The sequence below is a fragment of the Brevibacterium ravenspurgense genome, assembly GCF_001584615.1.
GTDB lineage: Bacteria > Actinomycetota > Actinomycetes > Actinomycetales > Brevibacteriaceae > Brevibacterium > Brevibacterium ravenspurgense.
This window is the reverse complement of sequence record NZ_LQQC01000005.1, coordinates 89,613-111,028: the sequence shown is the minus strand read 5'-3', so window position 1 is coordinate 111,028 and position 21,416 is coordinate 89,613. Positions and strand designations below refer to the sequence as shown.

The window sequence follows — 21,416 nt, the reverse complement described above, 5'->3', positions numbered from 1 at the left end:
TTACGTCGTGCGTACATTTCGCAACTGATTTACGAGAAACTGACTTGACCTAAAACGTTTAGGTAAGGCTATCCTTAGTTATAGTCACCCTGTAAGTCAACTCACGGTTCGGTGAATGTTTGTTGAGTGCCTCAGGCGCACTCGAACAGAAAAGGAAGCAATGAAACTCAACTCTCGGGCGTGGCGCCGGGCTGAAGAGCCAGGTCGCCCAGGAGGCCTGAATCGGGCTTTGCGCCGTATGCCTCGCCGAAGAAAACGGCGTGCCGCGGCAACCGCAGCGTTGCTCGCCGTTGGGCTTTTTCTGTGGAACAACGGTTTGCACAACGTCGGCACCCTCAATGTCGCGCACTCCCAACAGTGCGTACCCCCGCCGGCAACCTCGGCGGCGCAGCTTCCGAACATCCCGGATGTTCCCAGTTCCGAAAAACGTCCGGTCAGCAAGATCCACGGCCCGACCACTGCCTACACCCAGGCCTCCGAAATCCGGCCGATTGCAGATTTCGCAGATCAGCAGCAGACCCTCCCGGTGACTGTCACCTCGGACGATGGCCCCGAACAGACGGTGCGTGACACCTCGAGAATTCTGGCTCTCAACCAAAACGGCGGTTTGGCCGCCGCGGTTGTCGGCCTGGGTCTGGGCTGCAATCTGGTCGGCCGTGATGTTTCCACGCAGATGTCGTCGCTCATGCCGGGCCAGAAAGAACTTCCGCTGGTCACCCAGAACGGGCACGAACTCAACGCGGAGGCAATCCTCAATCTGGCACCCACAGTGGTGCTGACCGATTCGACGATCGGCCCCTATGACGTTCAGCTTCAGCTGCGCAATGCCGGCATCCCGGTGGTGTTCATTCCATCGGCGACAGAGGACGGTGTGCAGGGCGTCAGCCCGCAGATCGTTGCGGTTGCCAAAGCGCTGGGCCTGCAAGATGCGGGTGAACAGCTGGCCAAGCGCGTCGATAAGGAAATCGCCGAAACCCAAAAGAGAATCCAGGCACTCGCACCGGACAATCCGGCGGACCGTCCGCGCACGGTGTTCCTGTATCTGCGCGGCGACATCTACTACTGGTTCGGCAAAGGCTCCGGCGCGGATTCACTCATTCAGGCAATCGGCGGACGTGATGTTGCGACTGAAGTCGGCTTTGCGGGCATGTCACCGACCAACGCGGAAGCCCTGGTGAAGGCCGCCCCGGACGTCATTTTGGTCATGACGAAGGGCCTGGAGAGCGTCGGCGGCATCGACGAAGCCCTCAAACTGCCGGGCATTGCGCAGACTCCCGCCGGCAAACACCGTCGGATTGTCGATATGAGCGACTACGAAGTCATGAGCTTCGGCCCACGCACCGCGGAGGTCATCGCAGCCCTGGGCACGGCAGTCCACGCCCCCGAATACGCCTACGTCCCACAGGAAAAGTCCGCTGAAGCGGACGCCTAAGGAGAAAACCCTTGAGCACTACTCATTCCAGATCTGCTGAGCGTTTCGACGCGCCCGCACCTTTTGCCGGTTCGCCTTTGGACGAACAGCGCACGAGGCGCCGCTCCCGTTCTGCTTCTTCGGCACCTGCCGCCCGGGTTCCGGGGGAGGGACGCGGTGAGAAGACTTCCGGGAGGGTGTCGGCTGCTCGGGTGACCACCGTCTTCACCACTTTGGTGGTTCTGCTTCTTGGCGGAACTCTGCTTTCGGCCATGTTGGGTCAGCTCTACATTGCGCCGAAGGAAGTTGTGGGTTCCGTTCTGCAGTCGGTGGGCATCAACTGGCTGCCCGGTCCGTCGCACGAATTCGGTGCTGAGGCCCTGTGGGAAGTGCGCTTCCCGCGGATTGTTCTGACGGTCTTCGTGGGTGCTGCCTTGGCTATTGCCGGTGCTGTTATGCAGGGCATCTTCGGCAACCCGCTGGCTGAACCGGGCACGATCGGAGTGTCTTCCGGTGCTGCCGTCGGTGCGTCGTTTGCGTTTCTGCACGGCCTGAGCTTCCTGGGCGGATTCACGGTTCCGTTCCTGGCGTTTGTGTGCGGTCTGGTCACAACGATCGTCGTGTACGTCTTGGCGCGGTCGAACGGCCGGACGGAAGTCGTCACTTTGATCCTCACGGGTGTTGCGGTCAACGCGATTTCCGGTGCGCTCATTTCGTTCATCGTGTTCAAAGCCCCCACGCAGGCACGTGAGCAGATCGTGTTCTGGCAGATGGGCAGCTTCAACGGCAGCCGGTGGGAACAGGTTGCGATTGTCGTTCCGCTGGTGGTCGTGGGAATCGGCCTGACGATGTTTCTGGCCCGGGGCCTGGACCTGGTGTCTCTGGGTGAAAAGGCGGCCCGCCACCTGGGTGTCGATGTTGAGCGTCTGCGCTTGTACGCCATGGTCCTGTCGGCTCTGCTGGTCAGTGCTGCGGTTGCGTTTGTCGGCATCATCGCCTTCGTCGGTCTGGTGGTTCCGCACCTGATGCGCATGCTGTTGGGACCGGGCCACCGTCTGCTGCTGCCGGCATCGGTGCTCGGCGGCGCGGTGCTGCTGACCTTTGCCGACCTGGCTGCGCGCACGCTCATCGAGTTCGCCGACCTCCCGATTGGCATGCTGACCGCGCTGATCGGCGGACCGTACTTCTTCTATCTGCTGCGCCGCAGCCGTCGTGAGGCAGGAGGCTGGGCATGATCGAAAAGCTGCGTCGCAGCCGTGAAAGCCGTCTGCCGGAAGTCCCCGCACCGGGAAGCACCGTGCTGTCGGTGGACCAGGTGACGGTGTCCTACGACGGCGAAAGGAAGGTACTTGAGGGGGCCAGTCTGGATGTCCGGGCGGGCGAGGTGCTGGCTCTTGTCGGTCCCAACGGCGCCGGGAAGTCCACACTTCTGGGTGTCATCACCGGGGATGTTGAGGAAGCCTCCGGGTCAGTCACCATCAACGATCACCCGTCCTATGCCTGGAACACCCGCGAACTGGCTATGCGCCGGGCTGTTCTGCTGCAGCAGGTCGATGTGTCGTTCCCGTTTACGGTGTTGGAGGTCGTTGAAATGGGCCGCGCCCCGTGGCAGCGGACGCAGGCGGCAGCCGATGACGACACGATCGTGTCCGCAGTCCTGGAGCGCACGGACACGAGCCGCTTTGCTTCCCGCACCTTCACCTCGCTGTCCGGAGGGGAGCGGTCGCGCGCCGCTTTGGGCCGCGTCCTTGCGCAGGCCGCCCCAATTCTGCTGTTGGACGAACCGACAGCGGCTATGGACATCCGCCACCAGGAGCTCGTACTGACGATTGCCCGTGAATATGCGGCCACCGGCTCGGCTGTTGTTGTGGTTCTGCACAGCCTTGATCTGGCCGGTGCCTACGCGGACCGAATCGCCCTGCTCAACAACGGCCGCATCGCCGCTGACGGCACACCGGAAGAGGTGCTGACAGCCGAGCGGATCAGCGAAGCCTACGGCCATCCCGTCACTGTTCTCACCGACCCGGTATCCGGTTCACCGCTTGTGGTGCCGGTTCGCCCTTCTAGAAAGGACATGTCATGAATCAGCCTGGACAAGCACCGGGCAGCCGGAAGAAGCGGCTGGGTCTGCGGCGGTTGGCTGCCGCGGCTGCCGCTGTGCTCATAGGCGGCATGGGCGCTTTCGCGAGTGCCGCTGTCAGTCCCGAACCCGCCCAGGCGGCGGCCCGGGTTTCCGTGTCGGGGACGCCTTCTGTTGACGGCACCTCGACCCTCAAACTTTCCGGCAGCGGTTTCCAATCGGTGCAGAACGGCTTTGGCGGCATCTATGTTCTGTTCGGTGTTGCCGAAGGCACGTGGCAGCCCAGCAAGGGCGGCAAGACGGGCACAAACCTGCGCTACGCCTATGACGATGAATCGAATCCGGTGGGCTATCAGCTGTTCGTCACGTTCCCGGGATCGTCAACAGCTCACGCTGCCAACGGCGGCACACTGAAGGCCGACGGAACATGGTCCGGCGAAATCATCCTGCCGGGCGCTCGCTTCACGTCCTATGACCGCGAGCGCAATCCGGTCGATGTTGACTGCACGCGTGAGCGCTGCGGCATCATCACGATCGGCGCGCACGGCGTGGCGAACGCCAAGAACGAAACCTTCACGCCGATTGAGTTCCCTGCTGCCGCAGCGGCTGGCCAGTCCGGCGGCGAACAGCAGCAGAACAACGGCGCATCCGGCGCGGCAGCCGCACCGAAAGCCAATGCGCAGAAGGACAACAAGGACCAGAAGAACGCAGACGCCCCCGCCGCACCGGCACCGGGAGCAGCGGGTGGACAGCAGCCGGTGTCAGGGCCCCTGCTGGAGCCCGATCAGGTTGATGCGATCAACACGAACGCCAACCGCATGGTGTTTCTGCTGATGATCGGGGTTGTTCTCGCCATCTGTGCGGTTGCCCTGGCCGTGGGAGTCGGTTCCTACATGGCAGTGAAATCGCTGCTTCTGGGTGTCAGCCCCGAAGCATTGGAGCGCGTGCGCACGCGTAGGGCTAAGCGCGCTATCGCGGCAGAGCACAAGCGCGAACGCAAACTGCAGAAGTTCCGCGTGAAGCAGGATGCGCGCACCCGCAAACGCGAAAGGGCAGCCGATGCCAAGATCGCCCGCGCTGACATGGAAGACGCGGGAGTGCGCTATCCGGTCATCGCCGAACAGCACTCCTACGCTGGGCAGTCCGGTGCACAGGACCATCCTGCGGCCGGACCCATGCGGTTCTTTGAACTCATCCACAACGACGCAGGGGCCACCGGCAGCCACACGCAGCGCCAGGCGGCGGGCAGTCAGCAGGTGCATTCCGAGGGCGCACCACCCGGTGCTGCCGGCGGGGATTCCCCAACGCTCGTCATGGATCGCCTGCTGGGCGAAGCAGATGCACGGGAGGATCAGCGATGAAGCGCACAGCAATAACCCTGGTGGCAGCCGCGGCAGCGTTTCTGCTGTTCCTCTTTGCTGCGGGTATCGCAATCGGCACGGCAGCTTTCGCATCGCCTGCTGACAGCACGGAAGGGTCCGAGGGTGAGTCGTCGAAGCTGAAAATCTCAGACGCCGCCCTCACGTGGGGAATCAATGCAGAATCCGGCTCAGGTGCGTATCTGCCCGGTTCATGCAACTTCCTTTCCGCAGGTGTGGCAGGCGACAACGGGGGATCCTCGTTGTGGCCGAATGACGCCGAAAAGCGCGGACTGTTCAAGGCGAAAGACGGCAACGTGGAGATTCTGCGGCCCACTGAGGATGGAAAAGCTCAGCCGATCACGTGGGACAACAAGTGCCAGACCCCGGAAGGCAAACGCGTCAACACCTCAGGCGTGAACTCTGGAAACTACGTCCAGTTCTCCGGCGGTAAGGGAGAAGTGGACACCGTTGCGAACACGGGAACCATTCAGTGGGAGGGTTCGTTCACCCTGGTGTACTACTCCGGATACACCTACTGGTCGGTGAGCAATCCCAAGCTCGAAGTGAAGAACGGCAAGGGCAAGCTCACCGGCACCTTCTCCGGCTACGGCACCGACATGGAGGACCTAGAAAAGTGGGAAAAGCTCAACCCCGTTGAAGGCACCATCGCCGACTTTGAAAACAACACGGTTGAGCTCGATAAAAACGGCTTCACCGTCACCCCTGACTACGAAGGCATCGACAGCGGACAGCCAGACCAGAACAAAGAAAAAGAAGGCTGGGGTTCCTTCCCCAAGAGTTGGGTGGACTTCAATGTGCTGACCGGCCAGACCCAGTACTGGTACACCTCCGGCGGAGCCGCTGATGTGCGCAAGAAGCCCAGCCCGCTGAGCGTGTCGTTCACGGGCACCCCGATCGTGCCCGAACAGCCTTCGACTGATTCGCAGCAGCCCAAGCCGAAACCCGACACCGGGGGAGACAGCGAGGAGAAGCCGGGCAGTACCCCGTCAGAAGAAAAGAAGCCATCGAAAACCCCGAAGGGATCAGACGCGACCCTGTTCTGGGCGATCAACAAGGAAAGCAGCGCCGGTGGGTTCGCACCCGGCACCTGCAACTTCCTGTCCGCGGGAGTGTCCCCGGACAGCGGCGGGGCTGTTGTGTGGGACGCACCCGGAAAGCTGTACAAGCCAACAGACGGCAACGTGAAGATCGAAAAGCCCGATGCCTCCGGAAAGTTCCACACCGCGACATGGCAGAACAAGTGTGATGACCGCTACGGCGGGCGAGTCGTAGCAGCCGACAAGAACTCGCACCACGAATCGCGGTTGAACATGGGCGCCGGAAGCATTGACTTCGAGGACGGCGGAATCACTGCCAGCTGGGACGGCGGCTTCACGATCGTGTTCTACTCCGGCATGACCTACTGGTCGGTCGCCGATCCGAAGCTGACAGTCACACAGGACGGCAAGGGCGAGCTGACGGGTACCGCATCCGGCTACGGCGCAGACATGGACGACCTGTCGAAATGGGAGAAGCTGAAGTCCGAAACCATCACGCTGGCGACTTTCTCCGGCCTCGATGTGGGCAAGGCAGTCAAGGACGGTGGATTCACCGTCACCCCCGACTATCTGGGTGTTGAATACAACGCGGGCGACGGTATTACGCCGCAGGACCGCACCGGAAGCGAATGGGGTTCATTCCCCAAGAGCTTTGTCGACTTCAACGTCAAAACCGGGCAGAGCTCCTACTGGTACTCCTCGGGCGGAATTGCAGACGCACGCAAACCCGCGCTGCCGCTGACGGTTGCCTTTGACAACAGCTTCGAGCCCCCAGCGCCAGAACCGGCCAAACCTGGTCAAAGCGCTGCCGGTGCAGGCGCGACCGGTTCAACCGTGCCCGGTTCAAGCACCGTCGGCGGGTCCGGCGTCGGCGGCCCCGGCGCTGCCGGATCCGGCAGTGGGCCGGGCGCTCTGCCGCAGAACCCCAGTGCTCAGCCGGCAGACGTGGAAGACAAGACCGCTTTCGCTGCCACCGCAGCCGAAGCTCGCCGATCCGAAGGCATGGGCTCAATCAGTGCGAAGAGCTGGGGGCTTGGCGGAGCAACCGCAGCCGCAGGCATCGCGGCAACCGTCGGAATCGGCTGGCTGCTGCGCAGAAACATCGGGCTTGACCCGAGCACCTGGACCTAAACCGCTTACAGACAAAAAGAAAGAAACCCCGAAACCGGGCCAACACCTCGTGGAGGAAACATGACCATCACAGTCCCACCCGCGGAAACTGCGTCGTTCTCACAGCGACTGCGCGAAGAAACCCAGCGCGAACACAGCGCGGCCGAATCCGAGCGCTTCATTGTCGATCTCATGGGAGGAAAACTCGACCGCGAAGCCTACATTGCGCTGCTGGAACAGTACGCAGTGCTGTATCCGGCACTGGAATCGGCTGTGCAGGCCGCATCATCGGGTTCGGTGCTCGCAATGTTCGACCACCCCGGACTGGCACGCACGCAGGCAATCAATGACGACCTCGACCAGCTGCTCGGCACTGACAGGAAGCCGCCGGTGCCGGTCACAGCAACGCGCCTGCTGGCAGAGCGCTTCCAGTCTGGGCTTGAGCCCGAACAGCTGCTGGCCCACCACTACCTGCGCTACCTGGGTGACCTGTCCGGCGGCTTGGCAATCGGCAAACTGGTCAAGCGGCACTACTCGATCGAAGACGAAGCACTCAACATGTGGCGCTTCCCCGGAATCGACAAGCCGAAGCTGTTCAAGGACGACTACAGGGCCAAGCTTGACGCTGTGTCGCTGAGCGAAGCACAGCAGGAAGCTCTCATCGCCGAAGCCGAACTTGGCTTCCGCCTGAACAAGGCGATCTTCCGCGAACTCGGAGCAGCGCGCGGACTGTGACCGCTCCCAGCTGACAAGCGTGGTGGGTGTCGAGGTGATGAGCGCTTTGGTGCTGTAGCGCTGCTTCGCCGCGGCGTGCCCCGCTGGGGCCCCACCCCAACACAAAGGACGAGGTGCCGCTCACCTGAGAAGGTGAGCGGCACCTCGTCCTTTTTTCTGTGTTTTTCCTGAAGGGGGTTGCGCACCCCAACTTTGTATCAGTACATTATTTTATGTATTGATACGAAAGGAGAGGCGATGCAGACATTCTGGATTGTGATCATCATCGGCGTAGTGCTGGCCCAAGCTCCCTTCACGGGCGGGTTCGGCAAAGTGAACACCAAAGAAATCGATAAGCACGCAGCCAAACAGGGACTCCCGCTTCCCGGTGATCTTCGCCCGGCGATCACCGATCGGCTGGTCGGCCGTGAACGGTCATCGCTCACGTGGGCAATTGGGGGCCTGCTGATCGGCTTCCTCGCAGTGGCTCTCCTTCGGATGATTGCCGGTTGGGATAACGGAGAAGCCGTTTACGCACCGCTCATTTTGGGCGGGGTCGCGGTGGGAAGCGCCTTCGGCAGTGTGCTGCCGGTGCTGCGCACGACGCCCCTTGCCGAAGACCGCCCACGGGTGGCCCGAGCAATACACACAACCGTGCCGGACTACGTCAGCAAGAGCGAGGTGATCTGCTTCTTCCTGGTCCCCGCATCACTGGTTATCAGCACCGTCGGAATGTGGGTGCTCGCCGCCAAAGTTCCGCACATGCCGGCTGAGTTCGACGGTCGATTTGCTGCTCTTACCGGGGCAAACATTGTGCTTCTGGCCATGTGGGCCGTCATGTTCTACGCCGCTCACAAACTTGTGGCAAGCCCGCAGCACGCAGGGAACGACCTCGAACTGGCATGGGATGACGCAGAACGCACAACAGCCCTGCGCGCACTGGGTGACAACGCGGTGGCCATGGCAGTCGTCGCGGCAATCTTTTCGCTGATCAGCGTTGTTGACGTCGTATCGCGCCCAGCTGTGCGGGAAGGCGCAGAAGACCTGACAATCACGCTCGCCTTCGCAGCTTTCATCATCGGCCTTGTTGCTGCGGCGATGGTCACCCTGCCCCTTCTGCCGGGACGTTTGAACCGCACCCCGTGGCGCAAGCTGTGGCCGAACGCGCCGGCTGAGATCAGCCGGACCTCGGAAGCCGGCTCACCCAACAACCAGAACCCGGCCGACGGCGAACAGGGGGAGGGCAAGTAATGCTGCGCATCGACCCCAAGAGTGATGTTCCGCCGTATGAACAGCTGCGCGATCAGCTGATGGCCCAAATCGAGTCGGGACAGCTGCCGCCGGGGGCTCGTCTGCCGGCAGTGCGCCGCCTGGCCGGTGACCTTGGGTTGGCCCCCAACACCGTGGCCCGCACGTACCGGGAACTGGAACGCCGCAGCTATGTGCGCACGGCCGGACGGAACGGAACGATCGTCACGGAAGACACCCCGGATGACACCGATCCCGCACTGGAAGCCTCCCGCGCTCACGCCAGGGCACTCAGCGCACAGGGCATCGACGTCGACGCGGCAGTCCGACTGCTGCAGCGGGCCTTCGCGGAACTGAAGAAAGGCTGACCGGCCACCGGACCGCCCACCCCAACACAAAGGACGAGGTGCCGCTCACCTGAGAAGGTGAGCGGCACCTCGTGCTTTTCGCTTTCTGTGCTTTTCCTCAAGGATTGCGCGCACCACCGGTGGCGTATCGGGTCCTTGTTTAGTGTGTTGTTACGGAAGGAGAAGCGATGCTGATTGTCTTGATGGCCATCGTCATCGGCGCGATCATGGCCAGGTCCCCGATCACGGGAGGTTTGGCAAGGGCAGTGGCCTAACGGAGTCAGTCCGAACACCGGTGAACAGGGGTCGGGCAGGTAACGCTTCGGACTGCCTCGATGCTGCACGCTAATGACTGCAGGTGGGCCTGATGGAGCCAGTCCCAGAATCCAGGTGCAATATCGAAGGCGTAGTAACGGTTCTTAGCTTCGATGAGAACGTTGGCGTCCAGGAGGTACATCAGGCCACTCCTAATTCTGTGGCCAGGTTCTCGAAAGTTGCGTGTTTCTTGGTGCCGAGTAAGCGGTAAGCCTCCCGGTAGGTGGTGGACCCTTCGAAAGTACTGGCGATCACCGCTTGGGCGAATTGGCGGCTAAGCCGAAGTGGCTGCGTGTAGTAGTAGTTGCCGCCGCTGCTTTTGTCGCGGCTAGCCGCGAGAATGCCGATCACACGGTTGTGTTCGTTCTTATAGCGCTCACGATAGTCTTCCCAGGTCAGCAGTTGAGCGTCGAAGATGCGCCTGAGTACCACGAGGGTGCTGACTCGGTATTTTCTGGCAAGGCGTTCTAGCTCTTCGGTATCCGCTTCACCGCGGTAGTCATCGAGGAGCGCAGTAAGCGGAACCAGCACCTCGGCGGCAACTTGGTTGCACCAAAGTTCCTCGGCTGCGCCGTGGCTGGTGGCCATAGCGGCATCGGACAGGGCGCTTGTTCCCAGCCATATGTGAGCCAGTTCGTGGATTAAAGTGAAAATCTGTGCGGCCTTGGTATCAGCGCCATTTACAAAGATCAGAGGTACAAGCGGGTCAGCCAGGGCGAAACCGCGGAACTCTTCGGGGTTGAGTTTGCGATGAGTATTCGCTCCGACCACCCCATTGACCATTACCAGCACACCGATGTTTTCGATGCGATCAATGAGACGGCGCAGGGCATCCTGCCAACTGACAAATGTGCTCCGCTCAGGTAGATCAAAGCCAAGCAATTCACGCATCTTGTCCGCCACGAGCACCGGCGACGCTTGGGTCGTTGCGGAGCCGACAAACTCAGGTGCGACTATGCCGTTGTCTTGCGCATAGGTTCGGTACCAGTCTTGGCGGGCCTGGCACAGGTAGATCGTGTCCAGAAGGTCAGCAGACGGCCGGGGGACAGCAGCGTTTCCGATGGTGCGCATGTCTGGGATAGGCACGTCTTCTGCAGGCGGTTCAGACAGAAACAACAGCCCGAAGGGGGTGTGAGTGTCCGCGGCGAACTTTTCCAGCTGCTTCAATGTCGGAATGCGGGAGCCAGAGAGCCACTCATCGAGTTTGGGCGCACGACGTGCGACAGTTTTGTCGTCCCACCCCGCTCTTTCGACTGCCCACTGGAGCAGATCTGGCGCGACTTCAATGTGGACAGTCATTCCGTCACCTCCAATTTCCACTTTCAAGTCGAGATCTGGCTCTGGCTAACAGTCTACGTAGGAGCACTGACATGAACTTTGCCGAGGAACGGCTGCGCAGAGGCGTTGTGGATACTTGGCGGTGTCTTTCAGGACTTTGTCCTTCTGCCCCCGGGCTTGCCTGGTCCGTGTGACGAAACTGTTTAGAGATGACCACCGGAAATCACCACCGAGCTTTATCGTGAGCGCATGAGCACGCACACACCCCAGTCTTTCCAGTTCCGGGCCGAACGTCCCGACAAATCCGACGCCTCAAGTCTCGACTTCACGACTCAGGCCGTGCACGTCGGCACCGAGGGTCCTCGCGTTGCCGCCTACCCACCCGAGTTCCAAAAGTGGGGTCACCTGCGGTTCTCCGTCGGCCTGGAAGCCGCCGAGGACATCATCGGCGATCTCGCAGCGGCTCTCGATGCCACCTTCGGCCCCGTTTCCTAACTGACAAAGCACGAGGTGCCGCTCACCTGGGAAGGTGAGCGGCACCTCGTGCTTTTTAGGACTGGATCAGCGGTGGGATTCCCGACCGAGTTTCTTCAGAAGCTCAGCTTCGGCATTCGGTCCCGGCTGCACACCGCCGGGCAGGCGGAGCATGAGGGCGACGCCGACAGCCAGCCACAGGCCGAACATCAGCCACGACGGCCATTCAAGCTGAGCCGACCACGGGGTGACCGGCAGGTACAGCACGAACAGGAACAGGCAGAGAACGGCCGAGATGGCACCGATGACGATGCCGCCGTTGCCCTTGCCGCCTACGCGCATGGGGCGTTCCATCTGGGGTTCCTTCTTGCGCAGCTTGATGAATGCAATCGACACGAGGAAGTAGGTGATGACGATCATCGGCGAACCGGCGTCGACAACCCAGCCGAGCATTGCCGAACCGAGGAACGGCGCAATAACCGAGAGCGTGCCGATGAACAGCAGAGCGTTGATCGGGGTGCGGTAGGTGGGGTGGATCTTGCCGAACCATGCCGGCAGCATGCCCGACTGAGCAAGTGCCCACATGAGGCGGGATGCTCCCATGAGGAACGCGTTCCAGCTGGTGATGATGCCGGCCAGACCGCCGGCGATCACGATCTTGCCCCACGTGGGGTGGCCCAGCATGGCCGAAAGAGCATCTGCCGTGACGAGCCCGCCGTCGGCGTTGAGCGCCGCAATGTCGCTGTGGGGCATCGAAATCGAGGTGGTGAAGATGATGACCACGTACCAGGCGGCGGCCATGAGCACGGCCATGACGACGAGCTTGCCGATCTGGCGCGGTTTGACGTTGATCTCCTCGGCGGCCTGCGGCAGAACATCGAAGCCGACAAAGAGGAACGGCACGGTGGTCAGCACGAGAGCGAAACCGCTGAAGCCGCCGGAGAACCACGGTTCGACGTGCTTCATTTCGCCGCCGACACCAGCACCGGTGACCAGCAGCAGACCGACGATCAGCAGGAACGACACAACGAACGTCTGGACGAGGGATGCGACCTTCACACCGCGGATGTTGATGTAGGTCAGAATGACCGCGGTGACAACGCCGATGAGCGCCCACGTCAGATACACGTCAAAGCCCGCAACGTTCCACAGGAGGATCTTTTCGATATCCGGCAGCAGGTACAGCGCGGTCTTCGGCACTGCGACGGCTTCGAACATCACCACCGTGATGTAGCCGCCGACAATGCACCACGAGCCGATCATCGACAGTTTCGGCCCCATGGCTCGCATGAGGTAGTTGTGCTCACCGCCGGCCAACGGCATAGCGGCCACGAGTTCGGAGTACACAACACCGACGAACGCCATGATGACGCCGCCGCCTGCGAATGCCAGAAGCGCACCCATCGTGCCGGCTTGTTCGATCCAGCCGCCGGCCAGAACAATCCAGCCGAAGCCGATCATAGCGCCGAAGCCGACGAACAGTGCGTCGAGTCGGCCCATTGCCTTTTTGAAAATGGAATCGTGGGAAGCCTGCGTATAGCTGCCCGCTTGTTGTCCAGGGGCGTTCATGCTGTCTCCTTTGTCAGCGGCCGCCGCTCGTGCGCGACGAGACTGAATTCTGTGGAACTGTGCACCGCAAGAATACGAATTTTTATGGTGAAGTTCACATTGTGTTTGCCCAACATGTTGGAGAACAGGCGGAATCTGGGTCAGGCTCGAGGTGGATTCCGCAGGGGTCAGAGATCCTGCGGCCGAGGTGGTCTGGGGACTTTCGCATAAAGAAAACCGGCGCACAGCAGAAGCTGTGCGCCGGCATTTCAGTGGTTCAGTTGCCGCGGTAGGTCAGTCGCCGCGGGTGTCCTCCCATTCGGGGCGACGTGCTTCGGGCTTGGTCTCCAGCGCGCACATGATGTAGACGACGATGCTGGCAACAAAGCTGATGAACGTCAGCGCACCGGGGAATCCGGCGTCCTGCAGACGGCGCCAGCCGACCGACAGCGTCGGGATCAAAGTGGCAAGGCTGAACAGGAATATGAAGCCCCACAGGAGGAACAAGACGATGCCTGTGAGCCCGACGACCGCGCCGGCGGCATCGGGGTCTGATGCTGATGCTGCGGCGAACGTGACGATGATCTGAATGGCAAACAACAGCAGGGCTGGAACAAACATGATGATGGTGTTGACCAGCGCAGGCCACCAGAATTCGGACTTCGAAGCGTATCCGGCGAACCGGAAAGACTTCTTCCAGAAGCGCTTGTACGCCTCCATCATGGAAACGCCGTAGACGGGCTGGCTCAGCGGCAGCGGCATTCCCTGCGCGCGGTAGTCATCAGCTGTCAGAAGCTGAGGTGCCGGCTGGCCGTAAGCTGCGTTCGCACCGAACGGGCCGGGCTGCGCGAAGGGGTCCTGCTGGCCGGGCTGTCCGTAGCCGCCAGGCTGCTGAGCGCCGGGCTGACCGTAGCCGCCGGGCTGGCTGTGGGGTGTCTGTCCGCCGTATGCGCCAGGCTGCGATGGCTGGCTGGGCTGTCCGTACGCACCCGGCTGGCTGGCTGCGCCCTGCTGCTGGCCGTAGTCAGGCTGGTTCGGCTGTCCGTACGCACCCGGCTGGCTGTAGGGGTCCTGCTGACCGTACGAGTCTTGCGGGTTGTTCTGGCCGGCGCCGTTCTGCTGATTGAAGTCCGGATTGTAGGGATCGTTGCTGCCTGGGTAGCTGCTCATAGTCTTTGCTTTCTTAGCTCGCTTGGCGCTCGTGGCCAGTGTGTCGTGCAGTCATCGTAAGGTCAGCGGCCGGAGCATAACCAGCAACCATTATGCAGACCGCGTCAACCGCGGATTATCAGGCGACGGTCAGCTGCTCGATCCCGCGGGTGCCGGAATCATCATGTTGTCGATCAGGCGGACCGGCCCGACGTGAGCGGCAATGAGCGCAAGAGCGGGCAGGTTTTCGGTCACTTCGAGGGTTGCCGGGTCGACCAGGGTCAGGTAGTCAAGCGTGACCCCTTCTGTGCTGTCGACTTCTTCCCGCACGCGGTCGAGGTGGAGCTCACCACCGGCCTGAGCGCGTTCGGCTAGCTGGGTGAGTGCGCGGGACAGAACGAGCGCGGTTTCGCTTTCCTCTGGACTCATCCGCTGGTTGCGGCTGGACATGGCCAGGCCCTTGAGGCTGCGTTCAGTGGGGACGGGCTCGATTTCGACTTCCATGTCGAGGTCAGCAACCATGCGCTTGATGATCATGAGCTGCTGCGCGTCCTTCTGCCCGAAGTAGGCGTGCAGTGTGGCAGGGGAGCTGAAGATGTTGAACAGCTTCGCCACAACCGTTGTCACACCGTCAAAATGCCCGGGCCGTGATGCGCCCTCAAGCACCCGGCCCATACTTCCTGCGGTCACGCGGACCAGTGGACCGTCCGGGTAACCGGGATACATTTCTTCGACGCTGGGAGCGAAGACGAGGTCAACACCGGCACGATCGAGCACCTCGACATCAGCGTCCAGGGTGCGCGGATAGTTGTCGTAGTCCTCAGCATCGTCAAATTGCAGAGGGTTGACGAAGATCGATGCGGCAACCACGGAATTGCCCTGGGCGGCGCGGAACAGCGCTTCGTGGCCTGAATGCAGCGCGCCCATCGTGGGGACGAGCCCGACAGTGTCGCCGCCTCGTTCGCGCAGCAGGCGCCGCAGAGCAGCGCGCAGCTCTTTCACAGTGCGGGCAACGACAACAGACATACAACCTCCCAGGCACAGCCGGCGTCCAACCAGCCGCACCAATGGTAGACCCGCGGATACAGCGGGTGGGGACAGGCACCTCGGCAGTTTCGCGGCGGTAGGCTGGAAGCATGAGTTTGCCACGCGAAGACGTTGACCCGAACGGCCTGCAGGAATTCTCGGTGGTCTTCACCGACCGGGCCGTCAACCACATGTCCCAGAAGTTCGTCGACGCAATGCAGGAGTTCTACGGCCTGCTGCGCGACACCTACAACGCAGACGCTGCAGTCGTCGTGCCCGGCAGCGGTTCCTTCGGCATGGAATCGGTTGCCCGCCAGTTCATGGAAGGCCAGCCCACGCTGGTCGTGCGCGACGGATTCTTCAGCTACCGCTGGTCGCAGATCATCGAAATGGGCAAGCTGACCGACCACGAAGTCGTGTCCGCTGTCGCCACTGACGATTCAGCCACGCCCGGCTTCGCCCCGCCGGCAGTCGACCAGGTGATCGACGCAATCAAGAAGCAGGGTTCCAAAGTCGTTGCCGCAGCACACGTGGAAACCGCCTCCGGCATTGTGCTCACTGATGAATACATCAAGGCGCTCGCCGACGCTGTGCACGAACAGGGCGGCCTCTTCGTGCTCGACTGCATTGCCTCCGGTGCGCTGTGGGTCGATATGAAGGAACTCGGCGTCGACGTGCTCATCTCTGCACCCCAGAAGGGCTGGAGCGGCTGGCCGGGCATGGGCTACGTCATGCTGAACGAACGTGCGCTCGCCCGCCTGGAGGAAACCGAATCCAGCAGCTTCTCGATGGATCTGAAGAAGTGGCACACCGTTTCGGAAACCTACCGCGCCGGCAAGCACATGTACCACGCGACAATGCCGACGGACGCCATGCTGCACAACCTCGACGTTATGCGCGAAGCCAAAGAGCGCGGTCTGGACAAGATCATGCGCCAGCAGGTTGAACTTGGTGAGCGCGTACGCGTTGGCCTGGCCGAACGCGGCTACAAGTCCGTTGCCGCTGAAGGGTGGGAAGCCCCCTCGGTTGTTGTCGTCTACACCGACGACCCACAGGAACAGTCCGGTGCGAAGTTCAAGGCCGGTGACCTTCAGGTGGCTTCGGGTGTTCCGCTTCAGGTGGGCGAACCGGAAGGCTTCAGCACGTTCCGCGTGGGACTTTTCGGCCTCGACAAGTGGGACGACGTCGAAGGCACCGTGCAGCGTCTGTTCGACGGAATCGACAAGGCTCTTAAGGCCTGAGGACAGTCAGGTTTAGGGCCGTTCAGGCCTGAGTTTTCGCGTGTGCGCCGCTGGATGACCAGCGGCGCACACGTGTTTTCACACCGTGCCGGTCTCGTGCATCTGCGCGATCTGCTCTGCAGTGAAGCCGAACTGCGCGAGGACTTCGTCGGTGTGTTCGCCCAGTGCCGGCGGTGCCGTGGCGTCGGCGTTGTCTTCGACGAGCGGGCTGCGGACCATCGGCACGGATCCGTAGTGGCCGTCAGCTTCGATCTTGATGCCGCGGTGTTTGACCTGCGGGTCTTCAAAGACCTTGTCCATTGTGTTGATGGGTCCGAACGGCACGCCGGCTTCGTCGAGCACGTGCGTCCAGTAGTCCATGGTCTTCTGCTTCATGATCTGGGCGACAATCGGGCGCAGTTCGCCGATCAGGCGGATGCGATCGCGGTTGTACTGGAAGCGGTCGTCCCCGCGCAGCAGCTCGAAGTCTGGCAGTTCTGTCAGACGGCGGTACTGTTCGTCGTTGCCCACCCCCAGGATCATGTGGCCGTCTGCCACTTCGAAGACGTCGTATGGGGCGACGTTGGGGTGCGAGGTGCCGGTCTGGGTTGGCGGGACACCGCCGACCAGGTAGTTGGATGCCTGGTTTGCGTTGAGTGCAACCGAAACATCGGCCAGGGTGACGTCGATCTGCTGGCCCTTGCCGGTGCGTTCGCGTTCGTGCAGGGCCGCAAGGATTGCGGTTGTGGCGTACATGCCGGTCATGAGGTCGATGATGGCAACACCGGCGCGGATGGGGCCGGCGCCTTCTTCGCCCTTGGCGCGGCCGGTGTAGCTCATAAAGCCGCTCATGCCCTGGAACACGTAGTCATAGCCGGGGTTTTCAGCCTTCGGGCCGGTGGGACCGTAGCCGGTGATGGACACCCAGATGAGTTCGGGGTTGATTTCGCGCAGAGTGTCGTAGTCCAAGCCCAGGCGGGCCAAGGAGCCGGTCTTGTAGTTCTCAACGACGACATCGGCGTCCTTTGCCAGCCGCTTGATGACGTCTTTGCCCTCTTCGGAGCGGAAGTTGACGGTGATGGACTTCTTGTTGCGGTTGGCCGCAATGTAGTAGGCCGAGTAGCCGTCTTCGGGTGTTGTGCCCTCGAGGTAGGGAGGACCCCAGCTGCGAGTGTCATCACCGGGACCGGGCCGTTCGACCTTGATGACGTCGGCCCCCAGGTCGGCGAGGTTCTGGGTGCACCACGGGCCTGCCAGCACGCGGGAAAGGTCGAGAACTGTGATGTCCTGCAGTGAATTCTTCATCCGGCCTAACACTCCTTAGCTCTGCGGCCTAAGCTGTCGCAGTCCGCACCGTCGCGGCTCACGATGTCCGCCCCCATCGTATGTGGTGGCGTGGATCACCTCCCGGCGGGTGTGCTGAATGTCCCAGCGCAGGTTGGTGAAAGCATCGGCGCGGATGAACTGCCGGTGCTCAGCCCCGGTGGGCGCTCAAGAGTTCAACGAGCATGTCGATGGCGTGATCCGGTGTGTCCCACGCGCACATGAAGCGGTAGCCGCTGGGCACGGCCGGCCATGCGTAGAACAGGAGGCCTTCGGCCTGCGCAGCCTGTGCGACGTGCGGATCGATCTGTGCGATGACGGTGTTCGCCTGCACGTTCATGGGCACCGTGAATCCGGCGGCGGACAGTTTGTCTGCCAGCTGGTCGGCCTGCCGATTGGCGTGCTGGGCATTGCGCTGCCAGAGGTCGCCTTCAAACATGGCCAGCAGCTGTGCCGACTGGTAGCGAGCCTTTGACGACAGCTGCAGCAGCACTTTGTGCAGGTAGTCGATGCCGGAAACCCGTTCGGGCTGGAGCACCACCACGGCTTCTGCGTTCATGGCGCCGTTCTTCGTGGCACCGAGTGACACGATGTCGGCCCCGGCAGTCATGTCCGGAAGCTGGGCCTCACAGCTGACTGCCGCATTGGCCAGCCGTGATCCGTCCAGGTGCACGGCCATGTCGAGTTCATGAGCGGTGTGGGCAATCGCCTGGAATTCATCCGGCGAATACACGGTGCCCAGTTCGGTGGAGTTGCTCAGCGACACCGCGCAGCTTTGGGATTCGTGAATGAACGTGCGGTTCGATGCGGCCGCCCGCACGCCCTCCGGGGTGATCTTGCCGGCTTCTGCCTGCGCGGGCAGGATCTTCAGCCCGGCCGTGATTTCTGGAGCGCCGGTTTCATCGGTGTTGATGTGTGCGCTGGGTGCGGCAATCACACTGCCCCAGCGCGGAACTACAGCTGACAGGGACAGCAGGTTGGCCCCCGTTCCGTTGAACACGGGGTAGATGAGGGCCTGCTGGCCGAAGGTGTCGCGCGCCCATTCGCGCAGGCGCACGGTGTACGGGTCGTCGCCGTAGGCGGGCACGTGTCCGCCGCTGACCCGCGTGAGCGCTTCAAGAACTTCCGGGTGCGCTCCGGCGTAGTTGTCCGACCCGAAGTGGTAGACGCTCGGGTCGTGGGATGTCAGTTCGGGAGTGTTGGATTCAGTCATGTGGGCCTTGGGATTGCTCGTGCAATTACTCGAGGAAGCTGTGTTCTTCGGATGGGAAGACGCCGTCGGCGACTTCGGATGCGTATTCAACTGCGGCTTCGCGCAGCAGCGAACGGGCGTCGGCGTACTTCTTGGTGAATCGCGGTGTGCGGCCTGAGCCCATGCCCGCGAAGTCCGTCCAGACGAGCACCTGCGCGTCGCAGTCCGGTCCCGCGCCGATCCCCACGGTGGGAATGCGCAGCGCTTCTGTCACGGCGCGGGCTGCGGCCACCGGAACCATTTCCAGCACAACAGCGAACGCGCCGGCTTCCTGCAGCGCCAGGGCGTCGTCGACGAGTTTCTGCACTGCTGAGTCTCCGCGGCCCTGCACGCGGTAGCCGCCCAGACCGTGTTCGGACTGCGGGGTGAAGCCCAGGTGCGCCATAACGGGGATGCCGGCGTCGGTGAGCAGTTTGACGGTGGGTGCCATCTGCACTCCGCCTTCGAGCTTGATCGCGTGGGCAAGCCCTTCTTTCATGAGCCGCACGGCCGAATGGAAGCCCTGTTCGGGGCTGGCTCCGTAGGACCCAAAGGGCAGGTCCGCGACAACCAGCGTGTGCGGTGCGGCTTCGACGACGGCGCGCGTCAGCGGGATCAGCTGGTCGAGTGTGACGGGCAGAGTGGTGGAGTACCCGTACACGTTGTTGCCCGCGGAATCGCCCACGAGCAGAGCGGGAATCCCGGCCTCGTCGAAAATGCTGGCCGTGAACTGGTCATAAGACGTGAGCATGGCCCACTTCTGACCCGCGTCTTTCATGCGCTGCAGGTGCACAATTCGGGTGCGCCGACGCCGCTGCGCCTGCTGGCTGCCGTAGGGATTCGACTGTTCTTCTGCGCTCTGAGCGTTCATGGCCCTAACCATAGTCGGGGGGTCTGACATGACTTCAGCGACTGAGTCGCAGAGCGCAGTGTGTGACCCACCGCGCACATTTTTGGTGGTTTGCGTCACAAGATGTAAGGTTCTGGCATTCCATTCCGAGCAAATGCTCAGAAAACACACATACTCACGGAGAAAACGATGGTCGAATCGATCAACAACGCGCTGGTTGCCATCAGCGGCGTTATCTGGGGACCCTTCCTGCTCATTCCCCTGCTGCTCGGCACCGGTCTGTACCTGACCATCCGCCTGGGTGGTCTGCAGTTCGTCAAGCTGATCCCGGCTATGAACCTGGGTCTGATCAAGCGTCGCGACAAGGGCGAAGAGGAAGGCGATATTTCGCAGTTCCAGGCGTTGACCACCGCGCTTGCGGCAACCGTCGGCACGGGCAACATCGTCGGTGTTGCAACGGCCCTGAGCATTGGTGGCCCCGGTGCTCTGTTCTGGATGTGGATAACCGGCTTGGTCGGCATGGTTACCAAGTACGCCGAAGCGTTCCTCGCGGTGCGCTTCCGCACGACTGACACCGCCGGTGAGAAGAGCGGTGGCCCCCAGTACTACCTGGAGCGCGGCATCAAGGGTCCGGTGGGCAAGGTTCTCGGCCTGTCGTTTGCCATCTTCGCCGCGGTTGCCTGCTTCGGCATCGGCAACCTCACGCAGGGCAACTCGATCGCCTCGAACGTTGAGAACTCTTGGCACGTGCCCACCTGGGTCACCGGTCTGGTTCTGACCGTTCTGGCCCTGGTTGTTCTGGTCGGCGGCATTCGCTCGATCGGTTCGGTCACCTCGGCTCTCGTGCCGGTCATGATCGTCTTCTACGTCGGTGCTGCCATCTACATCCTCATTGCGAACATTTCGGGTGTCCCGGCTGCTTTCGGTGAAATCTTCCGAGGTGCCTTCTCCGGTACCGCTGCCGCAGGCGGCTTTGCTGGTTCGGTCATCCTGGTTGTCATCCAGATGGGTGTTGCCCGCGGTCTGTTCTCGAACGAATCCGGTCTGGGTTCGGCTCCGATTGCCGCCGCTGCCGCCAAGACGACGCACCCGGTGCGTCAGGGTCTGGTTTCGATGACCCAGACCTTTATCGACACGATCATCGTTGTGACCTTCACCGGTCTGGTCATCATCACCACCGGCGTGTGGAAGGCAACAGACGAAGCCGGTGAGCAGATCTCGGCATCGCTCATGACCGGTGAGGCCTTCACCTTCGGTCTGCCCGGCCAGTGGGGTCATTGGATCGTCACGGTCGGCCTGGTTCTGTTCGCCTTCTCGACCATCCTCGGCTGGTCCTACTACGGCGAGCGCAACCTTGAGCGCCTGTTCGGCCGCCGCGCGGTTGTTCCGTTCCGCATCTTCTTCTCGCTGGTCGTGTTCGTCGGCTGCACCACGGAGCTCGAGGTCGTGTGGAACTTCGCGGACGTAGCCAACGGCCTCATGGCTCTGCCGAACCTTGTTGGCATCCTGATCCTGTCGGGTCTCATTGCCCGCGAAACCCGCCACTACCTCAAGCACGACCCCAAGCTGGTCGCTTCGAAGGAAGAAATCGAAGCCTTCATGGCCGACCAGCCGGGTTGGGCCGAATGGAAGGCGGGCAACCGCGTAGGTTCGTCGCGCGAGTGAACCACGTG

Annotated in this window: 19 protein-coding genes; 11 read left to right on the top strand and 8 right to left on the bottom strand. The window is 62.0% G+C overall.

Annotated elements, in window-relative coordinates; translation table 11 throughout:
* Positions 1-316 precede the first annotated feature (316 nt).
* The 8 genes from Bravens_RS02470 to Bravens_RS02430 all read left to right on the top strand — a co-directional run bounded on the left by Bravens_RS02470 (position 317) and on the right by Bravens_RS02430 (position 9,350).
* Positions 317-1,432: a heme/hemin ABC transporter substrate-binding protein gene (locus Bravens_RS02470; RefSeq protein ID WP_244878096.1), complete on the top strand. Its 1,116-nt coding sequence runs from the start codon at positions 317-319 to the stop codon at positions 1,430-1,432.
* Positions 1,433-1,623: 191 nt separating this feature from the next.
* Positions 1,624-2,646, top strand: coding sequence for a FecCD family ABC transporter permease (locus Bravens_RS02460; RefSeq protein WP_019174173.1), 1,023 nt, complete (start codon positions 1,624-1,626; stop codon positions 2,644-2,646).
* Entirely contained in the window at positions 2,643-3,494 is an 852-nt protein-coding gene (locus Bravens_RS02455) for a heme ABC transporter ATP-binding protein (protein WP_062020000.1), read from the top strand. Before Bravens_RS02460 ends, Bravens_RS02455 begins: the two co-directional genes overlap by 4 nt.
* Positions 3,491-4,852, top strand: a complete 1,362-nt coding sequence (locus Bravens_RS02450; RefSeq protein ID WP_062019998.1) for a hypothetical protein — start codon at positions 3,491-3,493, stop codon at positions 4,850-4,852. Before Bravens_RS02455 ends, Bravens_RS02450 begins: the two co-directional genes overlap by 4 nt.
* Positions 4,849-7,041, top strand: a complete 2,193-nt coding sequence (locus tag Bravens_RS10665; protein ID WP_082790983.1) for an HtaA domain-containing protein — start codon at positions 4,849-4,851, stop codon at positions 7,039-7,041. The genes Bravens_RS02450 and Bravens_RS10665 overlap by 4 nt, the downstream gene beginning before the upstream one ends.
* A gap of 60 nt (positions 7,042-7,101) precedes the next feature.
* Positions 7,102-7,755: a biliverdin-producing heme oxygenase gene (locus Bravens_RS02440; protein WP_061941810.1), complete on the top strand. Its 654-nt coding sequence runs from the start codon at positions 7,102-7,104 to the stop codon at positions 7,753-7,755.
* A 237-nt stretch (positions 7,756-7,992) separates the two neighbouring features.
* Positions 7,993-8,985: a hypothetical protein gene (locus Bravens_RS02435; protein ID WP_062019996.1), complete on the top strand. Its 993-nt coding sequence runs from the start codon at positions 7,993-7,995 to the stop codon at positions 8,983-8,985.
* Positions 8,985-9,350, top strand: coding sequence for a GntR family transcriptional regulator (locus tag Bravens_RS02430; RefSeq protein WP_019174168.1), 366 nt, complete (start codon positions 8,985-8,987; stop codon positions 9,348-9,350). The genes Bravens_RS02435 and Bravens_RS02430 overlap by 1 nt, the downstream gene beginning before the upstream one ends.
* Positions 9,351-9,609: 259 nt before the next feature.
* On the opposite strand, the gene Bravens_RS10740 is transcribed toward Bravens_RS02430, so the two are convergent.
* Together Bravens_RS10740 and Bravens_RS02425 are read right to left on the bottom strand one after the other, a co-directional pair.
* Positions 9,610-9,786: a DUF4411 family protein gene (locus Bravens_RS10740; RefSeq protein WP_244878095.1), complete on the bottom strand. Its 177-nt coding sequence runs from the start codon at positions 9,784-9,786 to the stop codon at positions 9,610-9,612.
* Positions 9,786-10,943 carry an ImmA/IrrE family metallo-endopeptidase gene (locus tag Bravens_RS02425; RefSeq protein ID WP_062019994.1) on the bottom strand — a complete coding sequence of 386 codons (1,158 nt, stop codon included), beginning with the start codon at positions 10,941-10,943 and terminating at the stop codon, positions 9,786-9,788. Before Bravens_RS02425 ends, Bravens_RS10740 begins: the two co-directional genes overlap by 1 nt.
* 228 nt (positions 10,944-11,171) lie before the next feature.
* On the opposite strand from Bravens_RS02425, the gene Bravens_RS10655 reads away from it, so the two are divergent.
* A complete protein-coding gene (locus Bravens_RS10655; protein WP_062019992.1) occupies positions 11,172-11,417 on the top strand; it encodes a hypothetical protein in 246 nt (81 codons plus the stop codon).
* 66 nt (positions 11,418-11,483) lie between these two features.
* Here Bravens_RS10655 and Bravens_RS02415 read toward each other — a convergent pair whose 3' ends face one another.
* The 3 genes from Bravens_RS02415 to panC all read right to left on the bottom strand — a co-directional run bounded on the left by Bravens_RS02415 (position 11,484) and on the right by panC (position 15,119).
* Entirely contained in the window at positions 11,484-12,965 is a 1,482-nt protein-coding gene (locus tag Bravens_RS02415; RefSeq protein WP_062019990.1) for an APC family permease, read from the bottom strand.
* A gap of 273 nt (positions 12,966-13,238) precedes the next feature.
* A complete protein-coding gene (locus Bravens_RS02410) occupies positions 13,239-14,114 on the bottom strand; it encodes a DUF805 domain-containing protein (RefSeq protein ID WP_062019988.1) in 876 nt (291 codons plus the stop codon).
* 129 nt (positions 14,115-14,243) lie between these two features.
* Complete coding sequence (panC, locus tag Bravens_RS02405; protein WP_062019986.1) at positions 14,244-15,119, bottom strand: pantoate--beta-alanine ligase; 876 nt, start codon at positions 15,117-15,119, stop codon at positions 14,244-14,246.
* Between the two features lie 110 nt (positions 15,120-15,229).
* Between panC and Bravens_RS02400 the strand changes: the two genes are divergently transcribed.
* The gene (locus Bravens_RS02400) at positions 15,230-16,360 is read left to right on the top strand and encodes an aminotransferase class V-fold PLP-dependent enzyme (RefSeq protein ID WP_062019984.1); all 1,131 of its coding nucleotides are present in this window, start codon (positions 15,230-15,232) and stop codon (positions 16,358-16,360) included.
* Between the two features lie 78 nt (positions 16,361-16,438).
* Here Bravens_RS02400 and Bravens_RS02395 read toward each other — a convergent pair whose 3' ends face one another.
* The 3 genes from Bravens_RS02395 to panB form a co-directional block, all read right to left on the bottom strand.
* Entirely contained in the window at positions 16,439-17,644 is a 1,206-nt protein-coding gene (locus tag Bravens_RS02395) for a CaiB/BaiF CoA transferase family protein (protein ID WP_062019982.1), read from the bottom strand.
* A 169-nt stretch (positions 17,645-17,813) separates the two neighbouring features.
* Complete coding sequence (locus Bravens_RS02390; RefSeq protein ID WP_062019980.1) at positions 17,814-18,875, bottom strand: threonine aldolase family protein; 1,062 nt, start codon at positions 18,873-18,875, stop codon at positions 17,814-17,816.
* A gap of 25 nt (positions 18,876-18,900) precedes the next feature.
* Entirely contained in the window at positions 18,901-19,764 is an 864-nt protein-coding gene (gene panB, locus Bravens_RS02385) for a 3-methyl-2-oxobutanoate hydroxymethyltransferase (RefSeq protein WP_062019978.1), read from the bottom strand.
* 168 nt (positions 19,765-19,932) lie between these two features.
* Here panB and Bravens_RS02380 point away from each other — a divergent pair, with 168 nt between their 5' ends.
* Positions 19,933-21,408: an alanine/glycine:cation symporter family protein gene (locus Bravens_RS02380; protein WP_062019976.1), complete on the top strand. Its 1,476-nt coding sequence runs from the start codon at positions 19,933-19,935 to the stop codon at positions 21,406-21,408.
* Positions 21,409-21,416 lie beyond the last annotated feature (8 nt).

Excerpts from the sequence above, each read along its gene's own strand:
- Bravens_RS02455 (WP_062020000.1), top strand. The coding sequence starts at position 2,643 with ATGATCGAAAAGCTGCGTCGCAGCCGTGAAAGCCGTCTGCCGGAAGTC.
- Bravens_RS02450 (WP_062019998.1), top strand. The coding sequence starts at position 3,491 with ATGAATCAGCCTGGACAAGCACCGGGCAGCCGGAAGAAGCGGCTGGGT.
- Bravens_RS10665 (WP_082790983.1), top strand. The coding sequence starts at position 4,849 with ATGAAGCGCACAGCAATAACCCTGGTGGCAGCCGCGGCAGCGTTTCTG.
- Bravens_RS02440 (WP_061941810.1), top strand. The coding sequence starts at position 7,102 with ATGACCATCACAGTCCCACCCGCGGAAACTGCGTCGTTCTCACAGCGA.
- Bravens_RS02435 (WP_062019996.1), top strand. The coding sequence starts at position 7,993 with ATGCAGACATTCTGGATTGTGATCATCATCGGCGTAGTGCTGGCCCAA.
- Bravens_RS02430 (WP_019174168.1), top strand. The coding sequence starts at position 8,985 with ATGCTGCGCATCGACCCCAAGAGTGATGTTCCGCCGTATGAACAGCTG.
- Bravens_RS10740 (WP_244878095.1), bottom strand. The coding sequence starts at position 9,786 with ATGTACCTCCTGGACGCCAACGTTCTCATCGAAGCTAAGAACCGTTAC.
- Bravens_RS02425 (WP_062019994.1), bottom strand. The coding sequence starts at position 10,943 with ATGACTGTCCACATTGAAGTCGCGCCAGATCTGCTCCAGTGGGCAGTC.
- Bravens_RS10655 (WP_062019992.1), top strand. The coding sequence starts at position 11,172 with ATGAGCACGCACACACCCCAGTCTTTCCAGTTCCGGGCCGAACGTCCC.
- Bravens_RS02415 (WP_062019990.1), bottom strand. The coding sequence starts at position 12,965 with ATGAACGCCCCTGGACAACAAGCGGGCAGCTATACGCAGGCTTCCCAC.
- Bravens_RS02410 (WP_062019988.1), bottom strand. The coding sequence starts at position 14,114 with ATGAGCAGCTACCCAGGCAGCAACGATCCCTACAATCCGGACTTCAAT.
- panC (WP_062019986.1), bottom strand. The coding sequence starts at position 15,119 with ATGTCTGTTGTCGTTGCCCGCACTGTGAAAGAGCTGCGCGCTGCTCTG.
- Bravens_RS02400 (WP_062019984.1), top strand. The coding sequence starts at position 15,230 with ATGAGTTTGCCACGCGAAGACGTTGACCCGAACGGCCTGCAGGAATTC.
- Bravens_RS02395 (WP_062019982.1), bottom strand. The coding sequence starts at position 17,644 with ATGAAGAATTCACTGCAGGACATCACAGTTCTCGACCTTTCCCGCGTG.
- Bravens_RS02390 (WP_062019980.1), bottom strand. The coding sequence starts at position 18,875 with ATGACTGAATCCAACACTCCCGAACTGACATCCCACGACCCGAGCGTC.
- panB (WP_062019978.1), bottom strand. The coding sequence starts at position 19,764 with ATGAACGCTCAGAGCGCAGAAGAACAGTCGAATCCCTACGGCAGCCAG.
- Bravens_RS02380 (WP_062019976.1), top strand. The coding sequence starts at position 19,933 with ATGGTCGAATCGATCAACAACGCGCTGGTTGCCATCAGCGGCGTTATC.